At 64.7% G+C, this 22,320-nt stretch carries 19 protein-coding genes; 16 read left to right on the top strand and 3 right to left on the bottom strand.

The window, feature by feature from the left end:
• On the bottom strand, positions 1-1,386 hold the full coding sequence (locus PY310_RS11635; RefSeq protein WP_275214542.1) for an MBL fold metallo-hydrolase RNA specificity domain-containing protein: 1,386 nt from the start codon (positions 1,384-1,386) through the stop codon (positions 1-3).
• Between the two features lie 174 nt (positions 1,387-1,560).
• Between PY310_RS11635 and PY310_RS11630 the strand changes: the two genes are divergently transcribed.
• The 12 genes from PY310_RS11630 to PY310_RS11575 all read left to right on the top strand — a co-directional run bounded on the left by PY310_RS11630 (position 1,561) and on the right by PY310_RS11575 (position 15,413).
• Positions 1,561-2,268, top strand: coding sequence for a hypothetical protein (locus PY310_RS11630; protein ID WP_275214541.1), 708 nt, complete (start codon positions 1,561-1,563; stop codon positions 2,266-2,268).
• A 222-nt stretch (positions 2,269-2,490) separates the two neighbouring features.
• Positions 2,491-3,660 carry an ADP-forming succinate--CoA ligase subunit beta gene (gene sucC, locus PY310_RS11625; protein WP_275214540.1) on the top strand — a complete coding sequence of 390 codons (1,170 nt, stop codon included), beginning with the start codon at positions 2,491-2,493 and terminating at the stop codon, positions 3,658-3,660.
• A gap of 10 nt (positions 3,661-3,670) precedes the next feature.
• The gene (gene sucD, locus PY310_RS11620) at positions 3,671-4,573 is read left to right on the top strand and encodes a succinate--CoA ligase subunit alpha (protein ID WP_275214539.1); all 903 of its coding nucleotides are present in this window, start codon (positions 3,671-3,673) and stop codon (positions 4,571-4,573) included.
• Between the two features lie 344 nt (positions 4,574-4,917).
• The gene (locus PY310_RS11615; protein ID WP_275214538.1) at positions 4,918-5,322 is read left to right on the top strand and encodes a tautomerase family protein; all 405 of its coding nucleotides are present in this window, start codon (positions 4,918-4,920) and stop codon (positions 5,320-5,322) included.
• A gap of 198 nt (positions 5,323-5,520) precedes the next feature.
• The gene (gene iolC / locus PY310_RS11610) at positions 5,521-6,549 is read left to right on the top strand and encodes a 5-dehydro-2-deoxygluconokinase (protein ID WP_275214537.1); all 1,029 of its coding nucleotides are present in this window, start codon (positions 5,521-5,523) and stop codon (positions 6,547-6,549) included.
• Positions 6,546-7,469: a Cgl0159 family (beta/alpha)8-fold protein gene (locus PY310_RS11605; protein ID WP_275214536.1), complete on the top strand. Its 924-nt coding sequence runs from the start codon at positions 6,546-6,548 to the stop codon at positions 7,467-7,469. The genes iolC and PY310_RS11605 overlap by 4 nt, the downstream gene beginning before the upstream one ends.
• 26 nt (positions 7,470-7,495) lie before the next feature.
• Positions 7,496-9,424: a 3D-(3,5/4)-trihydroxycyclohexane-1,2-dione acylhydrolase (decyclizing) gene (gene iolD, locus PY310_RS11600; protein WP_275214621.1), complete on the top strand. Its 1,929-nt coding sequence runs from the start codon at positions 7,496-7,498 to the stop codon at positions 9,422-9,424.
• A 41-nt stretch (positions 9,425-9,465) separates the two neighbouring features.
• On the top strand, positions 9,466-10,980 hold the full coding sequence (locus tag PY310_RS11595; protein ID WP_275214535.1) for a CoA-acylating methylmalonate-semialdehyde dehydrogenase: 1,515 nt from the start codon (positions 9,466-9,468) through the stop codon (positions 10,978-10,980).
• Positions 10,981-11,008: 28 nt separating this feature from the next.
• The gene (locus PY310_RS11590; protein WP_275214534.1) at positions 11,009-11,926 is read left to right on the top strand and encodes a sugar phosphate isomerase/epimerase family protein; all 918 of its coding nucleotides are present in this window, start codon (positions 11,009-11,011) and stop codon (positions 11,924-11,926) included.
• Positions 11,927-11,954: 28 nt separating this feature from the next.
• Positions 11,955-12,968 (top strand): Gfo/Idh/MocA family protein, encoded by a 1,014-nt coding sequence (locus PY310_RS11585; protein WP_275214533.1) that lies wholly within the window; start codon positions 11,955-11,957, stop codon positions 12,966-12,968.
• Positions 12,969-13,056: 88 nt separating this feature from the next.
• On the top strand, positions 13,057-13,929 hold the full coding sequence (locus tag PY310_RS11580; RefSeq protein WP_275214532.1) for a sugar phosphate isomerase/epimerase family protein: 873 nt from the start codon (positions 13,057-13,059) through the stop codon (positions 13,927-13,929).
• Positions 13,929-15,413 (top strand): sugar porter family MFS transporter, encoded by a 1,485-nt coding sequence (locus tag PY310_RS11575; protein ID WP_275214531.1) that lies wholly within the window; start codon positions 13,929-13,931, stop codon positions 15,411-15,413. Before PY310_RS11580 ends, PY310_RS11575 begins: the two co-directional genes overlap by 1 nt.
• A gap of 270 nt (positions 15,414-15,683) precedes the next feature.
• Here PY310_RS11575 and PY310_RS11570 read toward each other — a convergent pair whose 3' ends face one another.
• Both PY310_RS11570 and PY310_RS11565 read right to left on the bottom strand, forming a co-directional pair.
• Positions 15,684-16,703 (bottom strand): sugar phosphate isomerase/epimerase family protein, encoded by a 1,020-nt coding sequence (locus PY310_RS11570; RefSeq protein ID WP_275214530.1) that lies wholly within the window; start codon positions 16,701-16,703, stop codon positions 15,684-15,686.
• Positions 16,700-17,878 carry a Gfo/Idh/MocA family protein gene (locus PY310_RS11565; RefSeq protein ID WP_275214529.1) on the bottom strand — a complete coding sequence of 393 codons (1,179 nt, stop codon included), beginning with the start codon at positions 17,876-17,878 and terminating at the stop codon, positions 16,700-16,702. The genes PY310_RS11570 and PY310_RS11565 overlap by 4 nt, the downstream gene beginning before the upstream one ends.
• A 147-nt stretch (positions 17,879-18,025) precedes the next feature.
• Here PY310_RS11565 and PY310_RS11560 point away from each other — a divergent pair, with 147 nt between their 5' ends.
• The 4 genes from PY310_RS11560 (at position 18,026) to PY310_RS11545 (ending at position 22,256) form a co-directional block, all read left to right on the top strand.
• The gene (locus PY310_RS11560) at positions 18,026-19,039 is read left to right on the top strand and encodes a LacI family DNA-binding transcriptional regulator (RefSeq protein ID WP_275214528.1); all 1,014 of its coding nucleotides are present in this window, start codon (positions 18,026-18,028) and stop codon (positions 19,037-19,039) included.
• 148 nt (positions 19,040-19,187) lie between these two features.
• A complete protein-coding gene (locus tag PY310_RS11555) occupies positions 19,188-20,183 on the top strand; it encodes a substrate-binding domain-containing protein (protein ID WP_275214527.1) in 996 nt (331 codons plus the stop codon).
• A gap of 64 nt (positions 20,184-20,247) precedes the next feature.
• On the top strand, positions 20,248-21,315 hold the full coding sequence (locus tag PY310_RS11550) for an ABC transporter permease (protein WP_275214526.1): 1,068 nt from the start codon (positions 20,248-20,250) through the stop codon (positions 21,313-21,315).
• A 14-nt stretch (positions 21,316-21,329) separates the two neighbouring features.
• On the top strand, positions 21,330-22,256 hold the full coding sequence (locus tag PY310_RS11545; protein WP_275214525.1) for an ATP-binding cassette domain-containing protein: 927 nt from the start codon (positions 21,330-21,332) through the stop codon (positions 22,254-22,256).
• Positions 22,257-22,320: the final 64 nt, after the last annotated feature.

Raw genomic sequence — 22,320 nt, 5'->3', positions numbered from 1 at the left:
CTAGCCGGGATGGTCCATTGAGACGGATTCCAGGTATTCGGGCACCCGGGCCTTCCAGCCGAGTTCGCGTTTGATCCGGATGCGGAGGGCGTCGGACGAGTCGGCTTCGCCGTGGGTGATATAGGTCATTGACGGTGCTGTGGGGGCGGTCCGCATCCATTGGATCAGCTCGTCGGCGTCGGCATGGGCGGACAGGCCTTCCATCTGGATGACTTCGGCCCCGATCCGGATGTCCTGTCCGTAGATCCGCAGATGCTGCTCGCCGGCTGCGAGTGAAGCGCCCCTGGTCCCCGCGGCCTGGTATCCGCTGAGGATGATCGCGTTGCGCGGGTCGGGCCCGTAGTTCTCAAGGTGGTGCAGAATCCGGCCTCCGGTGAGCATGCCGCTGGCGGAAAGGATGATCATCGGACCGCCCCGGAGGTTGAGCAGTTTGGAATCGTCGGCGCTCCGCACAGGGGTAGCCAGCTTATACATCGCCTCAAATTCGTGCTGTTCGAGCCGGTGTTCCTCGCGGTGGCGCTGATACATGCCGGAGGCATCAATGGCCATGGGACTGTTGAGATAGACAGGGATATCCGGGACCGCCTTCTTCCTCATCAGCCGTGACAGGTATAGCAATACCGTCTCGGCCCGTCCCACGGCGAAGGCTGCGATCATGATGACGCCCTGCCTCTTTGCCACGCGCCTGATGATCTCGCCCAGTTCGGCCTCCGGGTTCCCGGCGGGGTGTGCCCGGTTCCCATAGGTGGATTCAGTCACCAGCACGTCGACAGACTGCAGGTTTCTTGGCGGATACATGAGGGGGTCGTTGGCGCGGCCGAGGTCACCGGTGAAGTGCACGGACCGGCCGCCGACGGTGAGCTGAATTTGGGCAGCGCCGAGGATATGGCCGGCGGGAAGGAAGGTTGCCTCGATGCCGTTTCCCAGTTCGAACGGAGTGTCGAAGTCCCGGGTTTTGAAACTGTTGAGCGAACGAACAGCGTCTTCTGCCGTATAGAGCGGCTGCGGGGGGTGGTGTTGGGAAGAACCCCGGTCATCCGCGTGGCGGGCCTCTTCCTCCTGCAGGTAACCGCTGTCAGGCAAAAGCAGGGTGCACAACTCGGTGGTTCCCGGTGTCGCATAGATAGGGCCGCGGAAGCCGTCCCGGACCAGCGCCGGAACATAGCCCGTGTGGTCCAGATGGGCGTGGGTGAGGATGACGGCATCAAGGCTGGCCGGACTGACCGGAAACGCCACACGGTTTCGATCCCGGATCCGTTTATAGCCCTGGAAGAGCCCGCACTCGACCAGAATCCGCCGTTCCGGTGACTCGACCAGATACCTGGATCCGGTCACCGAGTCCGTTGCGCCGAGAAACCTCAGCCTCGCCGACTGATGTTTCTCCACGGCGCGCTCCTTGGGTGCGGGATTCCGGGAATACCCTCGGGGCGCCTGCGCGGAGCCCAAGTGGCAACAGCCTACGCCCCGCAGATTTATATGGCCACGTTAGGTGCACGGCGGACGGTTTCGCGCGCTGCCAGCGGTGGCCGCCCCCGGGTCCAGCCGCAGCCATGAAGCATAATGGGGACCATGCGACGGACTGTACTGGGGATCTTCGCCGCCTTCATTCTGCCGGCGGCCACGGCCTGCACCATCACCACGGCTGACCCCGGTTATGTGGCTCCGCCGCCGCGGCCGCCCCTGGAGCAGCTGGAACAGGCGGCCCTGGTGGACCCGGCGCAGTTTGGTAGCAGCCAGGACGTCCTGTCCTTCATCACCGAGGACCGGAACATCGTGTGCTCGCTGACGTCCGCCAGGGGTGAGCACCTCAACCTCCCGTACGAGCCGAACAGCTTCAGCGCCCCCGCGAACGCCAAGCTGGCCACTGTGCCTGTGGCCCACTGTGAACTGGCGGCCTACCCGAAACCTGGCGCGGCGGATATGACGGACGATTGCGCGGGAACCGGTTTGGGCTACCTCGGCGGCACCGTCCTGCTTACCCCGAAGAAGGCCACCTACGGCGAATGCCGTTCAGGCGTCACACGCATGGAGGCCGCATACGGGCCCCGGGGTACCAGGCGCGGCCCGCTCAGCGAACTGCCTGTCCTGGCTGACGGCGCCAACCTGGAACGGAACGGTCTCCGCTGCTCGCCGTACAACCATGGTGTAGCGTGCGGAAATGTCTCCGGCGGCGTCGCGTTCTTCGTTGCCAGGGATCATTACGAAGCCATTTCCAAGCCTCCCGGAACCGCCGTCCCAACCCGTGCCGGCACCCCAAAAACCCCGTAATCTAGGGCTTTTTCTACGTTCCATAGAATAGTGTGCTTACTCACATAAGGGGTACTGTGGAACGGGCCGGTCCTCAGAGAGGACTAGAGTTCCGAGTGGAGCATTACGCACGGTGGCCCGTTCTAGGACTGGCCGCAGGTGCTTGCAATCCGCAGCCCGGTCATCGTCTTCGGCGGTGCCCGACTGTACAGAAACTACTTCGACGTAGAAGGACACTAAACCGTGGACCTGTTTGAATACCAGGCGCGCGATATGTTCGAGGCGCACGGTGTACCCGTGCTTGCCGGCATCGTGGCGTACACCCCAGAAGAAGCAAAAGCAGCAGCCGAAAAAATCGGCGGCGTGACTGTTGTTAAAGCACAGGTAAAGGTAGGCGGTCGCGGCAAGGCCGGCGGCGTCAAGGTAGCCAAGTCAGCTGACGAAGCACTTGAGCACGCCACCAACATCCTGGGCATGGACATCAAGGGCCACACCGTCAAAAAGGTGATGATTGCCCAGGGTGCCGACATCGCCGAGGAGTACTACTTCTCCGTGCTGCTGGACCGCGCCAACCGCAACTACCTGGCCATGTGCTCGGTTGAAGGCGGCATGGAAATCGAACAGCTCGCCGTCGAACGCCCTGACGCGCTGGCGAAGGTCGCAATCGATCCCGCCGTTGGAATCGACCAGGCCAAGGCAGACGAAATCGTTGCAGCCGCAGGCTTCTCCGAGGAACTGCGCGGCAAGGTCGCCGCCGTGATCCTCAAGCTCTGGGACGTCTTCAAGAAGGAAGACGCCACCCTCGTGGAGGTCAACCCGCTGGTCAAGACCGGCGCAGGCGACATCGTGGCACTCGATGGCAAGGTGACGCTGGATGAGAACGCCGAGTTCCGCCACGCCAAGCACGCCCTCCTTGAAGACAAGGACGCTGCGGACCCGCTCGAGGCCAAGGCCAAGGCGCAGGACCTGAACTACGTCAAGCTGGACGGCGAGGTGGGCATCATCGGTAACGGTGCAGGCCTGGTCATGTCCACCCTGGACGTTGTTGCCTACGCCGGTGAAAACCACGGCAACGTCAAGCCCGCCAACTTCCTGGACATCGGCGGTGGAGCTTCCGCCGAGGTCATGGCTGCCGGCCTCGACGTCATCCTCGGAGACGAGCAGGTCAAGTCCGTGTTCGTGAACGTCTTCGGTGGCATCACCGCGTGTGACGCCGTCGCCAAGGGCATCGTCGGTGCGCTGGCCGAGCTGGGCCACAACGCCAACAAGCCGCTGGTAGTCCGCCTCGACGGCAACAACGTTGAGGAAGGCCGCCGCATCCTGGCCGAGGCCAACCACCCGCTGGTTACCCTGGCCGCCACCATGGACGAGGGCGCCGACAAGGCCGCCGAGCTCGCCAACGCAGCTAAGTAAGGGACGCACCATGTCTATCTATCTGAACAAGGACTCCAAGGTCATCGTCCAGGGCATCACCGGCGGCGAAGGCACCAAGCACACCGCCCTGATGCTGAAGGCCGGCACCAACATTGTGGGTGGCGTCAACGCCCGCAAGGCCGGCACCACGGTCCTGCACGGCGACGCTGAAATCAACGTCTACGGCACCGTCAAGGAAGCCATGGCCGAAACCGGCGCCGACGTCTCCATCGTCTTCGTCCCGCCGGCATTCACCAAGAACGCTGTGGTTGAAGCCATCGACGCCGGCATCGGCCTCGTAGTTGTCATCACCGAAGGCGTGCCCGTCCAGGATTCCGCCGAGTTCTGGGCCCTCGCCCAGTCCAAGGTTGACGCCGACGGCAAGCAGGTCACCCGCATCATCGGCCCGAACTGCCCCGGCATCATCACCCCCGGCGAAGCACTCGTGGGCATCACGCCGAACAACATCACCGGCAAGGGCCCCATCGGACTGGTTTCCAAGTCCGGCACCCTGACCTACCAGATGATGTACGAACTGCGCGACCTCGGCTTCTCCACCGCCATCGGCATCGGTGGCGACCCCGTCATCGGCACCACGCACATCGACGCCCTGGCCGCGTTCGAGGCTGACCCCGAGACCAAGGCGATCGTGATGATCGGCGAAATCGGCGGCGACGCCGAAGAGCGTGCCGCCGAGTACATCAAGGCACACGTCACCAAGCCGGTTGTCGGCTACGTGGCCGGCTTCACCGCTCCCGAAGGCAAGACCATGGGCCACGCCGGCGCCATCGTCTCCGGTTCCGCAGGTACCGCGCAGGCCAAGAAGGAAGCCCTTGAGGCTGCAGGCGTGAAGGTCGGCAAGACGCCGTCCGAGACCGCCACGCTGCTGCGCGAAGTTTACGCAGCGCTCTAAGTTCACAGCACCACCACAACGCGGGGTCACTCCCCGCCCCATCCAGAGGTTGGATCGGGCGCGGAGTGACCCCGCGTTGGCCTTTAAGGCGTGCTGACTAAAGTACGACGGCGTCCGTCACCTTCATCCCGAAGGCGGCGGGCGCCGTCGTCGTTAACTCCGTCCGGCCACCTTCAGCGCCCCGCCGCACCGCAACGCGGGGTCACTTCCCGCCCGATTAAGACGTGAGATCGGGCATTAAGTGACCCCGCGTTGCACTGTGGGAGGAGCTGGTCCAAAGGCGTTGCTTTCACTTTCGGTTGTTTGTTAGTATGTCAGGACAAACTAAATCAAGGAGAAGTTCTATGCCGCTGGTTCGAATCGATGTCAACGCAGGCCGAAGCCCTGAGGAGCTGGGACGCCTCAGTCGCGGGATCCACGATGCCATCCTGGCGGAGTATGGCATTCCTGAGCGGGACTACTTCCATATCGTCACCGAGCACGCGCCGGGCCAAATTTTCGCCCAGGATGCAGGCCTTGGGTTTGAGCGGTCTTCGGAAGTGGTGATGATCCAGATTTTTACCCAGGGCGGCCGAGGCCCGGAGGCCAAGCAGTCACTCTTTGCGGCCATCGCCGAGCGGTTGGCCGAGGTTGGCGTTGCCGGGGAGGACGTCTTCCTGGGCTACGTGGAAAACACGGCCAGCGACTGGTCGTTCGGCTTCGGCCGCGCGCAGTATGTCACGGGAGAACTGGCGGTGCCCGGTAAATAGCGACCTCGCCCGGCTCCTGGCGGACTGCCCGGAGTACTTTTTTCGAAGACTACGTTTCGTTGTAGTTATGTCAGTACAAACCTTTGACAGGACATGAAATCTGGTGCAGAGTAGTGGTTGTGGCCCCGCTCACGTACGGCCCTCAGGCACCGGAGCTCAGTCCCGCAAGAGTTCACAACAGAAAGGTCCGCGATCACCGTGAACCACGAACTGCTCACGATCGGGCGCATCAGCGTTGATATCTACCCGAACGACATCGGTGTGGATCTGGAGGACGTGCAGTCCTTCGGCAAGTACCTCGGAGGCTCGCCCTCGAACGTAGCGGTGGCAGCCGCCCGGCATGGCCGGCGGACCGGAGTGATCACCCGCACCGGCGATGACGCCTTTGGCACCTACCTGCACCGCGAACTGCGCAAGTTCGGCGTGGACGACTCCTTCGTCACCCCGGTCAAAGAATGGCCCACCGCCGTGACGTTCTGCGCCATCAAGCCGGCCACGGACGAGTTTCCGCTCTACTTCTACGGCCGTTTCCCCACCGCACCGGACCTCCAGATCCACGCCGAAGAGCTTGACCTGGACGCCATCCGGAACGCCCGGATCTTCTGGTCCACCGTGACCGGCTTGTGCCAGGAGCCCAGCCGGGAAGCGCACCTCGCCGCCCATGAGGCCCGGGACCGCGACCAACTGAAAATCGGCCAGTTCACCGTCCTGGACCTGGACTACCGGCCCATGTTCTGGGCTTCCGAAACGGAAGCCCGGGAACAGGTCGCCAGGATTCTGCCCCACGTGACGGTGGCGATCGGCAACGACAAGGAGTGTGCAGTCGCCGTCGGGGCGGGAACCCCCGATGAGCAGGCCGACCGTTTGCTGGCCGCGGGCGTCGAGATTGCCGTGGTCAAGCTTGGCGCGGAGGGCGTGATGGCGAAGACACGCACGGAGCGCGTCGTTTCCGCACCGGTGCCGGTGGAGACCGTCAACGGGCTGGGCGCCGGTGATTCGTTCGGCGGTGCGTTCTGCCATGGGCTGCTGTCCGGCTGGCCGCTCGCCCAGGTGCTGGACTTCGCCAACGCGGCGGGTGCCATCGTGGCCTCGCGCCTCTCCTGTGCCGATGCAATGCCGACGCCGGAGGAAGTCACCTCGCTGCTGGCCGAACGCGGCCGCCTTGTCTCCGAGTTCGCCGGCGCCGGCACATCCCCTGAAGCAGTTTCCGAAGGAGCAGCGTCTTGAACCTCAACGACGATCCCCGCCGCTATGAGCACCTCAGTGCGCTGCGGCTGGAAGACCCCGACGCCGTAGCCCGGGCAGCCGCCTCGCGCCGCCGCCATCCCGGCCTCAAGTACGGCGTCCAGAACTTCATTGTCGCCGCTGACCACCCCGCCCGCGGCGCCCTCGCGGTCGGCAGCGATCCCGTGGCCATGGCGGACCGGCGTGGCCTGTTGGACCGCCTGCAGATCGCCCTTTCCAACCCCGCCGTGGACGGCGTCCTGGCATCTCCGGACGTCATGGATGACCTGCTCCTCCTCGGTGCGCTGGAAGGCAAACTCCTTTTCGGTTCCATGAACCGCGGCGGACTGTCCGGCCTGGTGAACGAAATTGATGACCGTTTCACCGGCCATACCGCGGCTGCGCTAGCGGCGCTGGGGGCCGACGGCGGGAAGATGCTCACGCGCATCTGCCTGGGCGACCCGGACACGGTGCCCATGCTGGAAGCCACGGCCAAGGTCATCGATTCACTGGCCGAGCGCAAGCTGATCGCCATGGTGGAGCCATTTCTCTCCTCGTGGCAGAACGGCAGGGTCCGCAATGACCTGAGCACGGATGCCGTGATCAAGTCGGTGGCCATCGCCGAAGGCCTGGGTTCCACCAGCGCGTACACCTGGATGAAACTCCCGGTGGTTGCGGAGATGGAGCGGGTCATGGCGGCCACCACGCTGCCCACCGTGCTGTTGGGCGGGGACCCGGACGGCACGCAGGACGAGGTGTTTGCCAGCTGGCAGGCAGCCCTGGCTTTGCCCGGGGTCCAGGGCCTGACCGTGGGACGGACACTGCTCTACCCGGCCGACGGCGACGTTGCCGGAGCAGTCGCGACCGCCGCGTCCCTGCTCAAGACGCCTGTACTGCAGTCATCAGCGAAAGTATCGGAGTAATTATCGTGGGAACAGCAACCCGCCGAATGACGGTGGCCCAGGCCGTCGTCGAGTATTTGTCCAAGCAGTACACCGTGGACTCGATCAACGGAGTGGGCTACCGGGAACGCCTGATCCCCGGCACGTTCGGCATCTTCGGGCACGGCAACGTGGCCGGCGTCGGCCAGGCGCTGAAGCAGTACCAGCAGCAGGACCCGAGCATCATGCCGTACTACCAGGGCCGGAACGAGCAGGCACAGGCGCACCAGGCCGTGGGCTACGCACGGCACACCCGCCGCCGGCAGACCTTCGCCATCAGCACCTCGATCGGACCGGGTTCCTCGAACCTGTTGACCGGTGCTGCGCTGGCGACGACGAACCGTTTGCCGGTGTTGCTGCTGCCCAGTGACACCTTTGCCACCCGCGCCGCGGACCCGGTGCTCCAGCAGCTCGAGCAGCCCTACGCCTATGACATCACGGTCAATGACGCGTTCCGGCCGCTGTCCAAGTTCTTTGACCGGGTCACCCGGCCGGAGCAGCTGTTCTCCGCGTTCCACCACGGCCTGCGTGTCCTGACCGACCCGGCCGAGACCGGCGCGGTGACCATCTCGCTGCCCCAGGACGTCCAGGCCGAGGCCTTCGACGTCCCCGAGGAGTTCCTGGCCGAACGGGAGTGGCGGATCCGCCGCCCCGACGCCGACGACGAGGACGTCCGCCGCGCCGCTGAGGCCATCCGCGCCGCGAAGCGTCCGCTGATCATCGCCGGCGGCGGCGTGCTGTACGCCTACGCCAACGACGAACTCGCGAAGTTCGTGGAGCTGACCGGCATCCCGGTGGGCAACACTCAGGCCGGTGTCGGCGTCCTGCCGTGGGACCACCAGTTCTCGCTCGGTGCGATCGGTTCCACGGGCACGACGGCGGCGAACGCCATCGCTGCCGAGGCGGACCTGATCATCGGGATCGGCACGCGCTACGAGGACTTCACCACCGCGTCGCGGACCGCGTTCCAGAACCCGGACGTGCGCTTCATCAACATCAATGTCGCGCCGATCGATGCGTACAAGCACGGCAGCACCCTGCCCATCGTGGCCGATGCCCGCAAGGCCCTGGTCAAACTCAACGCAGCCTTGGGCGGTTACCGGGTGGGAGCAGACCTCGAGCAGCAGATCGCGGCCGAGAAGAAGCGCTGGGATGCCACCGTGGACGAGGCCTTCGATACCCGCTACACCCCGTTGCCGGCGCAGAACGAAATCATCGGCGCCACGTCCCGGGCCATGGACGCCGCCGACGTCGTGATCTGTGCCGCCGGATCGCTGCCCGGTGACCTGCACAAGATGTGGCGCGTGCGTGACCCGTTCGGCTACCACGTGGAATACGCCTACTCCTGCATGGGCTACGAAATCCCCGGCGGACTCGGCGTCAAACGCGCTGCGCTGGCCGAAGCCGCACGCGGCGGCGAGCAGCGCGACGTCGTCGTCATGGTGGGGGACGGCTCCTACCTGATGATGCATACCGAACTGGTGACCGCCGTCGCCGAACGCATCAAACTCATTGTGGTCCTGATCCAGAACCACGGTTACGCCTCCATCGGCTCCCTGTCCGAGATGCTGGGTTCGCAGCGGTTCGGGACCCAGTACCGGGCCCTGAACGAGGAGCAGCACAGCTTCGACGAAGGCGAAACCCTGCCCGTGGACCTGGCACTGAACGCCGAATCCCTGGGCGTGAAGGTCATCCGGATCGAGCCGGGGGAGAAGGTCATCGCCGAACTCGAGCAGGCCATCCGCGACGCCAAGGCGGCCCCGGAGCGGGGCGGTCCCATCCTTATCCACGTCGAATCCGACCCGCTGCTGGACGCGCCGAGCTCCGAATCCTGGTGGGACGTGCCCGTCTCGCAGGTCTCGGTCCTCGACTCGACGAGGCAGGCGTACCAGACCTACACCGACCACAAGAAGCGTCAGCGCAAGCTGCTCGGCTAAAGCCCTTCACTTCATCCTTCGACCACTCAAGGAAGAGTCCCATGACTGCCATCTCCACTGAGACCACCACCATCAACCACTTCATCAACGGCGCCGAATCCGCCGGCGAGGGCGACCGTACCCAGCCGGTGTACAACCCGGCCACCGGCGCCGTGTCCGGTGAACTCCGCCTGGCCAACCGGGCCGACCTGGATGCCACCGTGGCCGCGGCCCGCAAGGCAGCCGACAGCTGGGGCGACATTTCCCTGGCCAAGCGCACCGCGGTGCTGTTCAAGTTCCGCGAGCTCGTCGCCGCGCACGTGGATGATCTTGCCGAACTGATCACGGCCGAGCACGGCAAGGTCCTCTCCGACGCCAAGGGCGAAATCGGCCGCGGCCTGGAAGTCATCGAGTTCGCCTGCGGCATCCCGCAGCTGCTCAAGGGCGACTACTCGGACCAGGTCTCCACCGGCATCGACGTCTTCTCCTTCCGCGAACCGCTCGGCGTCGTCGCCGGTATCACGCCGTTCAACTTCCCCGTGATGGTGCCGCTGTGGATGGCTCCAATGGCCATCGCCACCGGCAACGCCTTCATCCTCAAGCCCTCCGAGCGGGATCCTTCAGCCTCCATGCTGCTGGCCAAGCTGTGGAAGCGAGCCGGCCTGCCCGACGGCGTGTTCCAGGTCCTGCACGGTGACAAGGAAACCGTGGACGGGCTCCTGACCCACCCGGACGTCGACGGCATCTCCTTCGTCGGCTCCACCCCGATCGCCCAGTACGTCCACGAAACCGCCACCAAGCACGGCAAACGCGTCCAGGCCCTCGGCGGGGCGAAGAACCACGCCATCGTGATGCCCGACGCCGACCTGGACAACGCCGCCGACCACCTCGCCGCCGCCGCCTTCGGTTCCGCCGGGGAACGCTGCATGGCCATCTCCGTGGCGGTCGCCGTCGGCGATGCTGCAGACCTGATCGTCAAAAAGGTCGAGGAACGCGCCCTCGCCGTCAAAGTCAATAACGGCACCGCACCCGGCGCCGAAATGGGCCCCGTCATCACCCCGGCGTCCAAGGAACGCATCGTAAAGATCGTCACCGAGGCGGAAACCGCAGGCGCCGCGATGGTGGTGGACGGCCGCGACCTCGTCGTCCCCGGCCACGAGGACGGCTTCTGGGTGGGCCCCACCGTCCTGGACCACGTCAAGACGGAAATGACTGCGTACACCGAGGAAATCTTCGGACCGGTCCTCGTCGTGGTCCGCGTTGACACCCTCGAAGACGGCATCAACCTGATCAACGCCAACCCGTACGGCAACGGCACCGCCATCTTCACCTCCTCCGGCGCCAACGCCCGCACGTTCCAGCGCTCCGTCACGGTGGGCATGATCGGCATCAACGTGCCCCTGCCCGTCCCGGTCGCCTACCACTCCTTCGGCGGCTGGAAGGCCTCACTGTTCGGCGACAAACACATCTACGGCCCCGAAGGCGTGTCCTTCTACACCCGCGGCAAGGTGGTCACCTCCCGCTGGCCCGAACCCACCCACGCCTCCGGCGCAAGCTACAACTTCCCTTCCAACTGACACTTCCTTGCAGAAAGACAACGCTGTCATGACAGACGTCGAGAACAAACTGATCATCGGCACCGCCCCCGACTCCTGGGGTGTCTGGTTTCCGGACGACCCCCGGCAGACCCCGTGGGAGCGTTTCCTGGACGAGGTTGCGGAGTCCGGGTACAAGTGGATCGAACTGGGCCCGTACGGCTACCTGCCCACTGATCCCTCCCGCCTTGCCGAAGAGCTCAAGGCCCGCGACCTGAAGGTCACGGCCGGAACGGTCTTCACCGCGTTCCACCGGGGCGCCGAACAGTACGACGAAGCCTGGGAGCCCGCCCGCAAGGTTGCCGAACTGACGGCCGCCATGGGCGGCGAACACATCGTGGTCATCCCGGCGATGTGGCGTGACGATGTCACCGGCGAGGCCGTCGAAAGCGGTGAGCTCACGGAGAAAGGCTGGGCGGACCTGTTTGCGGGCCACAACCGCATGGGGAAGGTCCTGCTGGAGGACTTCGGCCTGAAGCAGCAGTTCCATTCCCATGCGGACTCGCACGTCGGTGCGCAGCAGGACATCGAAACCCTGCTGGCCGCCACGGACCCGACGTACCTGAACCTGTGCCTGGACACCGGCCACGCCGAATACTGCGGGGCCTCCAGCCTGGAACTGATCAAAAACTACCCGGACCGCATCGGCTACCTGCACCTGAAGCAGATCAACCCGGACGTCCTCAAAAAGGTCAACGCGGAAAACATGACCTGGGCTGCGGCGAACCTCGCCGGCGTGATGACCGAGCCGCCCAACGGACTGCCGGACCTCCGGGCCGTCATCGAAGCCGTCGAGGCGCTCAACCGTCCGATCTTCGGCATCGTGGAGCAGGACATGTACCCGGTCGCCTTCGACGTGCCGATGCCCATCGCCAAGCGCACCCGCAACTACCTGCTCTCCTGCGGTTCCCGCACCCGCGTCCAGTAACTCAACCGAACTCACGAAGGACAGAACAGTGACCAAGACTCTCCGCGTAGCCGTTATCGGCGCCGGCCGCATGGGTGCGGACCACATCAAGCGCCTCAGCACGCGCATCCACGGCGCTGAAGTAGCCGCCGTCGTCGACGTTGATCTTGCGCGGGCACAGGCCGCCATCGAAGGGATCGACGGCGCCGTGGCGCTGGCAAGCGCCGACGAAGCGCTGAACAACGGTGACGTGAACGCCGTGCTGATCGCCACCCCGGGTTTCCTGCACGAGGAAATCCTGTACAAAGCACTGGAGAAGGACTTCCCGATTCTCTGTGAGAAGCCGCTGACGCCGGATGCGGAGAGTGCGTGGAAGGTGGTCCAGGCCGAGGTCGCTGCCGGCCGTAAGCGCATCCAAGTCGGCTTCATGCGCCGCTTCGACGCCGAGTACGCGGCACTGGGCTCGATCATCCGTACCAGCGAACTGGGGGAGCTGCTGATGCTGCACCACCAGCACCGCAACCCCAGCACCCCCGAGGGCTTCACCAACGAGATGCTCATCAACGACTCCGTGGTCCACGAGTTCGACGCGATCCGCTACTTCACCGGTGAGGAAATCACCTCGGTCCAGGTCCGTCTTGGCAAGCCGACCCGCAACGCCCCCAACGGCCAGCACGACCCCCAGCACGTCCTGCTGGAAACCGAATCCGGTGTCCTGGCCGACGTCGAGATCTATGTCAACGCCAAGTTCGGCTACCAGGTGGCCACGCAGGCGTCGTTCGAGGACGGCATTGTCAGCATCGGCGGGGACAGCGGACCGTACGTCCAGTCCGCCGGCAAATGGGGCGGCAACGTCACTCCCGGGTTCGAGGAGCGCTTCGGCGCGGCCTACGACGTCGAGGTCCAGGCCTGGGCGGACGCCGCGCTCCGCGGTGAAATCGGCGGCCCCAACGCCTGGGACGGCTACGCCACCGCGGCCTGCTGCGAAGCCGGTGTGGAGGCCCAGAAGTCAGGCGAGAAGGTCAAGGTCCAGCTCAACACTAAGCCGGACCTCTACAGCTAGCTGAAACCAGGGGCGGCCTGCCGGCAGCAGCCTGGCAGGCCGCCCCTGCATTCAGCACCGAAGTTTTCCGAACCACAAAGGAGTGACCATGAAAATCGCCCTGGACCCCACCCCGTTCCACCACAGCCACAGCCTGCTGGAATTTCCGCGCGTGGCCGCCGACCTTGGCTACAAGTACCTGCAGCTGACCCCGCACGCAGATATGATCCCGTTCTACAACCACCCCAAGGCCGACGATGAACTGGTGGTCCAGCTGAACAAGGCCTGCAAGGACGCCGGTGTGGAGATCGCCTCGGTTCTTCCGGTCCTGCGCTGGTCCGGCCCGGATGAGGATGCCCGCGAGGCGGCCGTGCGCTACTGGAAGCGTGCCATCCAGATTGCCGTGGACCTCGGCGTCAGCACCATGAACACCGAATTCAGCGGCCGGCCCGAGAAAGCCGAAGAGTCCGAGCGCGCCTTCTACCGCTCCATGGAGGAACTCCTGCCGATCATCGAGCGTGAAGGAATGGACGTCCTGATCGACCCGCACCCGGACGACTTCGTCGAAGACGGCCTGGCCGCCATCCGCGTGATCAGGGGCGTCAACTCGCCCAACATCGGCATGGTCTACGTGGCCTCGCACACCTTCCACATGGGCAATAAGCCGCTGGAGATCATGCGGGCCGCCGGGGACAGACTCCGCCTGGTCCACGTCTCTGACACGATGGACCACCACGCCTCGCACGGGCTCCGCTACATCACCAACCCGCCCGGAAACGCCGTGCGCGTCCACCAGCACCTGAAAATCGGCGACGGCGACGTCAACTGGAACGAGTTCTTTGGCGGGCTGAGGGAGATCGGCTTCCTGGACAAGGACAACACCGTAATGGTTTCCAGCGTCTTCGCCGAGGACGACAACGCCGAGGAGGTCTCCCGCTACCAGCTCGAGACGATGCGCAACTACGTCGCACAGGCCAAGTAGTGGCGGGGAAGACGCACCAAAGCAACGGAACCCTGACGAATCCCGGCACAGTCCAAGCCGACGCCGCCGGCGGCTCCAAGCAGAACAAGCAGAACCAGCCGGCCAGGCCGGCCAACCCGAAAAAGTTCATGCGGAAGGTGGCACTCTTCTCCACCTTCGGCGGACTGCTCTTCGGCTATGACACGGGGGTGATCAACGGCGCCCTGCCGTTTATGCAGCGGGACCTCGGCCTCACCCCGTTGACCGAAGGGCTGGTCACGTCCACGCTCCTGTTCGGCGCGGCCTTCGGCGCCATCAGCGCAGGCCGGCTCTCCGACCGCTTCGGCAGGCGCAAGACCATCATGGGCCTGGCCCTGATCTTCATTGTGGCCACCATCGCCTGCACCGTCTCACCAAGCACCGAACTGCTCATTGCGGCCCGGACCCTGCTGGGCCTCGCGGTGGGCGGCGCGTCCGTGATTGTCCCGGTGTACCTCGCGGAAATGTCGCCGGCGGCCCAGCGCGGCCGCATCGTCACCCAAAACGAACTGATGATCGTCACCGGCCAGTTCCTCGCCTTCACCTTCAACGCAGTACTGGGCAACCTCTTTCCCGACGAAACCCACGTCTGGCGCTGGATGCTGGTGATCGCCACACTCCCTGCCGTCATCCTGTGGTTCGGGATGCTGGTGCTGCCGGAGAGCCCGCGCTGGCTGGCCTCGGCCGGCCGCTTCGGGGCAGTGCTGGAAGTACTGCGTTCCACCCGCGCCGCCGGCGACGTCTCAGCGGAGTTCGACGAGGTCCGGCAGGCAGCCCGCGAGGATTACCAGGCCAAGATGGGCACATTCAAGGACCTCACCGTTCCGTGGATCCGCAGGATCTTCGTGGTGGGCCTCGGCATGGCCATCATCAACCAGATCAGCGGCGTCAACGCCATCATGTACTACGGGACCTCCATCCTGTCTTCGTCCGGATTCGGTGACCGGGGCGCCCTGATTGCCAACGTGCTCAACGGCATCACGTCGGTGGCCGCCGTCGTCGTCGGCATGTATCTGATGGCGCGAGTGCCCCGCAAACCCATGCTGATTGTGGGACTGTGCGGCACGGCGTCGTCCCTGACGGCCATCGCTGTCATCTCCATGGCGCTGCCGGAGAGTACGCTGCGCGGCTACCTGGTGCTGCTGTTCATGGTGACGTTCCTGGCTTCCATGCAGGGCTGCATCGGCACCGTCACCTGGCTGACCATGTCGGAGATCTTCCCCATGCACGTCCGGGGCATCGCCATGGGCATCTGCGTCTTTGTGCTGTGGATGATCAACTTCCTGATCGGGTTCTTCTTCCCGCAGATGGTTTCGTGGATCGGCGTCTCGGCCACGTTCTTCATCTTCGTGGGACTGCAGCTGGGTGCCATTCTCTGGGTCAAGCGCGTCGTCCCGGAAACCAAGGACAAATCCCTGGAGGAGCTGGAGCACCTGTTCAAGCAGCGCTCCGGCGTATCCGCCTAAGGTGACGCAAGAACCAGGGTGACGCAAAAACGCCCGACGCCGGCCGGCGTCGGGCGTTTTTGTCTCCAGCGGGTGCGGGGGCCCAGGACGCTCTCTCACTTAACGCAGGAAAAACGGCATCCCTCTCTCACTGGTGAGAGAGGGATGCGGGAAAACCCGCATTAAGTGAGAGACGGTGTGCTACAGGCGTTGGGGGACTGCTCAGGAGACACAACAGCAGGGACGCCGCGAAAGCGACGCCCCTGCTGTCGGGCTGCGGGCCGGGTGTGGCTAGGCCGCCGGGTTCAGTGACGCGGCAAGTGCGGCGTCAGCGTCGAGCAGGACCTTCGCTGCCACCTGCAGCCCTTCGATCCGGCCGAGGGACGTATCCTCATGTTCGATGTTGACCAGCATGTTCGGGTCCACCTCGTGCAGCGCGCGCAGGAACTCGGTCCAGAAGGCCGTATTGTGCCCGCGGCCCAGGGCCACGAAATCCCATGCAGAGTTTTTGGGCCATTCGTTGGCCCACTCGTCGCCGCCGAGGTTGGTGCGGTTCTCGTCCGGAGCCAGCCGGCGGAAGCTGTTATCCAGCACTCCGTAGAGGGCGGCGTTGGCCGTGTTGACCCGGACGTCCTTGGCGGCCGCCTGGAAGACCAGTGGGCCGAGTTCGCGGACCACCGCCACCGGGTCCATCTGCTGCCAGAAGAGGTGCGAAGCATCCAGCTCCACACCCACGTGCGTGGCGCCGGTCAGCTCGATGAGCTTGTAGACGTCCGCGGTGTTGAAGACGATGTTTTGCGGGTGCAGTTCAAGGGCAACCTTGACGCCGTGGTCCGCCGCGAGCCGGTCGGTTTCCTTCCAAAACTCCGCCGCCACGTCCCATTGGTAGTCCAATACGTCCAGCGCTGCGGAATTCCACGCGTTGACCACCCAGTTGGTCACGGTCGCACCGGGCTCGCCGCCGGGCAGGCCGGACATGGTCACCACGCGGTTCTGTCCCAGCCGGTGCGCCAGCCGGATGGAGCGGCGGATATCCTCGGCATGCTTTTCGCCGATCTCCCGCTTGGGGTGCAGCGGGTTGCCGTTGCAGTTCAGGCCGGCGATCGAAACCCCCGTCCCCTCGAAGACAGCCAGGTAGTCGTCCCGGGCGGCGTCGCTGGTGAGGATGTCATCAAAGGTGGGCACGTGGACAGCGGGCAGGAAGCCGCCGGTGTTGATTTCGATGCCCGTCAGGCCCAGGTCCGCGATGACCTTGAGGGCCTCGGGCAGCGGCCGGTCGTGCAGGATTGCGTTGTAGACGCCGAGTTTCATAGCGTGACCTTCTTCCCGTGGTTCAGGGCCGATTCGGTGACGGCGCCCAGCAGTTCCATGTTGCGGACGCCCTCGTCGAAGGTGGCGCAGCGGGGCAGCGACTCGGCTTCGCTGAGGCCGGCCACTTCCTCAAGGAACGCGCGGGCCTGGTAGCCAAAGGCGTCGTTCTGGCCGAAACCCACTTCAGGGGCATCCATGGCCAGGCCGCCGGAAATGTACGGGTGGCCCGGACCGAGGATGACCTGGCGGTACCCGTTTTCGTTGCCGGAGCCGTCGTTGAGGAACAGTTGGATTTCAGCGGGGCGGCGCTGGTCGAATTTGGCCGCTCCGTTCTCGCAGAACACTTCGAAGTTCAGGCTGTTGGCATGCCCGGCGGCAACCCGGGAGACCTCGAAGCTGCCCGCGCCGTTTTCGAACTCGGCGGAAAATGCTGCGTAGTCATCGTTCTCCACAGCCTCAAAAATATCGCTGACGGCTGCATGATCGTGTCCCATGACGGCACCCAGCGGCAGGGGCCGTTTGCCGATGACTGTGCTGAGCCGGCCACCGGTGACTGACTGGATGTCCCCGCAGAGGAACTCGGCAACGTATGCCAGGTGGCTTCCGACGTCGGCCAGCGCACCCGAGCCGGGGCCGCCCTTGTAGCGCCAACTCATGGGTGCGGACGGGCTGAACCCGTAGTCGGTCCAGTACCGGCCGCTGAAGTGCAGGACGTTGCCCAGGACACCGGTGCGGATGAGATCGCGGATATAGGCGATGCCCGGCGTGCGGCGGAAGGTGAACCCGATGCGCGCAATGGAACTGGCATTGCGGGCGGCCTCCGCCATGGCGCGGGCGTCGTCGAGTGAATCACTGAGCGGCTTCTCGCACAACACGTGCTTGCCGGCGGCCAGCAGGCCCTCCACGACTTCGCGGTGCAGGGAGTTCGCAATGACCACGCTGACCACGTCGATGTCGTCAGCCTCAGCGATGGCCTGCCAGGAGGTGTCGTGGCGCTCGTAGCCAAAGCGGCGGGCAGCCAGCGAGCCGAACTCGGCATTCACGTCACCAATGGAGACCAGTCGCACCTCGGGGAGGACCGGGCTGTAGAGGGTGGACGCTGTCCGGTAGGCCGCCGCATGGGCCTTGCCGGCCATTCCGGCGCCGATGACTGCGACGCCAAGGCTTTCAGCCATTGATTTCTCCTTTGAAATTCAGCCGTGGCGGGACGTCCAACGGCTTTTTGTAGCGCTACAATTTTGTAGGCTGACTCGAGCGTAGTCATGTCTATATGTCCTGTCAATCATTCTTTGAGGTTCACTAAGAACAGAAAGGTGGCCGCGATGGCACCCCCTAATGCCCAGGCCCGGCGCCCAACGCTGTACGACGTGGCGAAGCTGGCGGGTGTTTCGCCGTCGCTGGTGTCATTGGTGCTGCAGAATCCGGACAAGGTGAGTGAGAAGCGCCGCGCGGCCGTGCGCAGCGCCATAGCTGAGCTCGGCTACCGGCCCAGCAGGGCCGCCACCGCCCTGGCGAGTAACAGGACCAAAAGCATCGGCCTGGTCATCGACGATTACCGGAACCTTTGGTTTGTGGACCTGCTTCGCGGGATGGAATCGGCGCTCACGGAACACGGCTACCAGGTAATGCTTGCCGATTCCCGGCCGGGGGAAAATCGCATCAGGGAGGCGGCTGACGGGTTGCTGGCCATGCATGTCGATGGGCTGGTGATCGCAGCGGAGCCGGCTGGAACCGTGCTGACCGGCACCGGGGTTCCCACCCTTGTGGCCGGCTGGCGGAACGGCGTGCCGGCCGAGGTGGACCTCATTACCAACGACGACGACGCCGGCGGCGCCCTGGCGGCCGAACACTTACTCGGGCTCGGGCACACGAAAATCGGACACCTCACGGGGGCGGGCGGCGCCGCAGCCCATCGCAGGGCGGGCTTCGAAGCCAGGGCCCGGGACTCCGGCGCTGATTTGCGGATCGCGGGGGACTCGGGTGGTACCTCGGAGGAGGATGGCTACGCCTCTGCGTGCTGGCTGTTGGATCACCATCCGGAGACCACGGCGATCTTTGCCGCCAACGACACGATGGCCTTGGGGGCCTTCGGTGCCATCAAGGCCCGCGGCCGGGCAGTTCCGGCGGACATTTCCGTAATCGGCTACGACAACTCCGTCCTGGCGAAGTCACGCTATTTGGAGCTGACCTCCGTGGACAACCGGAGCGACCTGGTGGGCGTGGAGGTGGCAAAAGTGCTGCTGGAGCGCATTGCGGGCCCTTCGGTCAGCCCGCAACGGAGGCTGATTGACCCGAGCCTGGTGGTCCGCGGCACTACGTCCCGGCCCGCCCGGTGAATGTGCCCGGGAAGTAAAATTACGTACAAACATCCTAATGTCAGGACAAAGTATTGACATCTGTGAGTTGAGTCACCATGATCGGTGTAGAGGGCTTTGAGCACCTGCGGAGCTGCAGGGCCGTAACCCCGATCAAAGGAGATAAATCGTGAAGAACTTTTCGTGGCGGAAGGCGGCCCTGGTGGCGGCCGTCGTTCCGATGATGGCTCTCAGTGCTTGTTCCAGCCAGGGCGGCAAAGCCGTCGACACCGGCAACGCGGCCGGCGGCGGCCAGGTCGCCGGCACGGACCGGATCAAGGTGGCCCTCATCACCCACGCTGCGGCGGGCGATACGTTCTGGGACATTGTCCGCAAGGGCGCCGAGGAGGCTTCCTCGAAAGACAACGTGGAGCTGCTCTACACCAGCGATCCCGAAGCAGGGCGGCAGGCGCAGCTTGTCCAGCAGGCCATAGACCAGAAGGTTGACGGCATCGCGGTCACCCTTGCCACCCCGGACGCCCTCAAGGACGTGCTGAAGAAGGCCACCGACGCAGGCATTCCCGTAGTGAGCCTCAACGCGGGCGAGTCCGTCTCGGCGCAGCTTGGCGCCTTCACCCACTTCGGTTCCAATGAGCAGTTGGCAGGCCAGGCCGTGGGCGGCAAGCTCGCGGAGCAGGGCTTCAAGCACCCCGTCTGCGTTATCCAGCAGCAGGGCCACGTGGGCCTTGAAGCACGCTGTGCAGGTGTCAAGGCGAAGGTGCCCGGCACAGAGATCCTCTACGTTGACGGCAAGGACATGACCTCGGTCCAGTCCACGGCAACGGCGAAGCTCCAGGCCGCGAAGGATGCCGATGTGATCATCGGCCTCGGCGCCCCGATCACGCTGACCCTCCTCAAATCGGTCACGGACGCCAGCAGCTCCGCAAAGGTGGCCAGCTTCGACCTCAACGCCGACCTTGCCCAGAAGATCGTGGATGGAACCGTACTCTTCACGGTTGACCAGCAGCCGTGGCTCCAGGGCTACATGTCCGTTGACTCTCTCTGGCAGGCCAAGCGCGGCGGGTTCAAGCTTGGCGGCGGACAGCCGGTTCTGACCGGTCCCACCATCGTGGACAAGGCAAACGCCTCCAACGTTCTCAAATTCGCCCAGCAGGGCGTCCGCTAGATCCAGGCCTCGGGCTGTGCGGCGGATGACCGCCGCACAGCCCGACCAACAAGGAGTTATTCCTATGGCAAATACAGCAACCCTGCCACCGGCACCGGCCCCAGCGGCCGGGACACGTGGTGACGAGCGCATTGGGCAACGTAGCCCGTTCCAAAAACTCCTGGGCCGCCCTGAGGTTGGCGCGCTCGTAGGAGCTGTGGTTCTTTTTATCTTCTTCGCCTTGGTGTCCCAGACCTTCACCCAGCCGAACGCGTTGGCGACCATCCTGTATGGCAGTTCCACGATCGGGATCATGGCGGTGGGGGTATCGCTGCTGATGATCGGCGGCGAGTTCGACCTTTCGACCGGCGTCGCGGTGATTTCCTCGGCTCTGACGGCGTCCCTGTTTAGCTGGAATTTCTCGATGAACGCGTGGGTCGGTGTTGGCCTGGCGCTGGTCGTTTCGCTCGGGATCGGGTTTATTAACGGCTGGATCCTGATCAAAACGAAGCTGCCCAGCTTCATCGTGACCCTGGCGACGTTCCTGATGCTGACCGGGTTGAACCTGGCCCTGACCCGGCTGATCGGCGGGTCGGTGTCTTCGCCGTCGATTTCGAAGCTGGACGGTTTCGACTCGGCCCGGGCGGTGTTTGCTTCCTCGATCAGTGTGGGTGGCGTCGAGGTCAAGATCACCGTGTTTTTCTGGATCATCCTGGTCGCGGTGGCCTCGTGGGTGCTGCTGCGCACGAAGGTGGGGAACTGGATCTTCGCGGCCGGCGGTGACGCGAATGCTGCCCGCGCCGTGGGTGTACCCGTCACCAAGACCAAGATCGGCCTGTTCATGGCAGTGGGTTTTTGCGGCTGGATCCTGGGCATGCACAACCTGTTCGCCTTCGATGCGGTGCAGTCAGGTGAGGGTGTGGGCAACGAGTTCCTGTACATCATCGCCGCGGTGATCGGCGGCTGCCTGTTGACCGGCGGCTACGGCTCGGCGGTGGGCGGCGCGATCGGCGCGTTCATCTTCGGCATGGCCAACAAGGGCATCGTGTATGCGCAGTGGAACCCGGACTGGTTCAAGTTCTTCCTGGGCCTGATGCTGCTGTTGGCCACCATCGTGAACCTCATCGTCAAGCGCCGCGCGGAACTCAAGTAAAGGGGCCGGAGAGAATGAACGCCAATCAGATCGACCAGCAGACCCTGCTGCACAATGAAACGGATCCGCTGACCCATACCCCGGTCCACCTGCTCTCCCTGGAGGGCGTGGGCAAGCACTACGGGAATATCATCGCCCTGTCCGACGTGACCATGGCGGTGGATAACGGCCGTGTCACCTGCGTGCTCGGAGATAACGGCGCCGGCAAGTCCACGCTGATCAAAATCATCGCCGGCCTGCACCAGCATGACGAGGGCGTGCTGAACATCATGGGTGAGGAACGGAAGTTCAGTTCGCCCCGTGATGCCCTCGACGTCGGGATCGCCACGGTCTACCAGGACCTGGCCGTGGTGCCCCTGATGCCGATCTGGCGGAACTTCTTCCTCGGCTCGGAACTGACCTCCGGGTTCGGGCCGTTCAAGAGCCTGGATGTCCAGCAGATGAAGGACATCACCAAGAAGGAACTCGCGGACATGGGCATTGACCTGCGGGATGTGGAGCAGCCCATCGGGCAGCTCTCCGGCGGTGAGCGCCAGTGTGTGGCGATTGCCCGGGCCGTGTACTTCGGGGCGAAGGTCCTGATCCTGGACGAGCCGACGGCGGCCCTGGGTGTGAAGCAGTCCGGCGTGGTCCTGCGCTACATCCTGCAGGCCCGCGACCGGGGTCTCGGGGTCATCTTCATCACCCACAACCCGCACCACGCCTTTCCCGTGGGGGACCGGTTCCTGCTGCTCAAGCGCGGCAAGTCAATCGGTTACTACGACAAAAAAGACATCACCCTGGACGAACTCACCGCCCAGATGGCCGGCGGTGCCGAACTCGCCGAACTCGCCCACGAACTCGAACAACTCGGCGGCCACAACGAGGCACTCAAGGAAGTCCAGGCCGAAGTCGCCGACGTCACCGACACCGCCCCGCCAGGGGGCCCGAAGCACGCTTAGGGCAGAGCGACCCGGGGGGTGCTCCGGACACCCCGGGGCGCCCCGCCGTGCCTGCGCGCCCACC

The sequence above is a fragment of the Pseudarthrobacter naphthalenicus genome, assembly GCF_029076445.1.
Lineage (GTDB): Bacteria > Actinomycetota > Actinomycetes > Actinomycetales > Micrococcaceae > Arthrobacter > Arthrobacter naphthalenicus.
This window is presented reverse-complemented; position numbering and strand designations above follow the sequence as displayed.

Bases quoted from the DNA above. Each gene is read 5' to 3' on its own strand.
- PY310_RS11630 (WP_275214541.1), top strand. From the start codon at position 1,561: ATGGGGACCATGCGACGGACTGTACTGGGGATCTTCGCCGCCTTCATT.
- sucD (WP_275214539.1), top strand. From the start codon at position 3,671: ATGTCTATCTATCTGAACAAGGACTCCAAGGTCATCGTCCAGGGCATC.
- PY310_RS11615 (WP_275214538.1), top strand. From the start codon at position 4,918: ATGCCGCTGGTTCGAATCGATGTCAACGCAGGCCGAAGCCCTGAGGAG.
- iolD (WP_275214621.1), top strand. From the start codon at position 7,496: ATGACGGTGGCCCAGGCCGTCGTCGAGTATTTGTCCAAGCAGTACACC.
- PY310_RS11595 (WP_275214535.1), top strand. From the start codon at position 9,466: ATGACTGCCATCTCCACTGAGACCACCACCATCAACCACTTCATCAAC.
- PY310_RS11590 (WP_275214534.1), top strand. From the start codon at position 11,009: ATGACAGACGTCGAGAACAAACTGATCATCGGCACCGCCCCCGACTCC.
- PY310_RS11580 (WP_275214532.1), top strand. From the start codon at position 13,057: ATGAAAATCGCCCTGGACCCCACCCCGTTCCACCACAGCCACAGCCTG.
- PY310_RS11570 (WP_275214530.1), bottom strand. From the start codon at position 16,703: ATGAAACTCGGCGTCTACAACGCAATCCTGCACGACCGGCCGCTGCCC.
- PY310_RS11565 (WP_275214529.1), bottom strand. From the start codon at position 17,878: ATGGCTGAAAGCCTTGGCGTCGCAGTCATCGGCGCCGGAATGGCCGGC.
- PY310_RS11560 (WP_275214528.1), top strand. From the start codon at position 18,026: ATGGCACCCCCTAATGCCCAGGCCCGGCGCCCAACGCTGTACGACGTG.
- PY310_RS11550 (WP_275214526.1), top strand. From the start codon at position 20,248: ATGGCAAATACAGCAACCCTGCCACCGGCACCGGCCCCAGCGGCCGGG.
- PY310_RS11545 (WP_275214525.1), top strand. From the start codon at position 21,330: ATGAACGCCAATCAGATCGACCAGCAGACCCTGCTGCACAATGAAACG.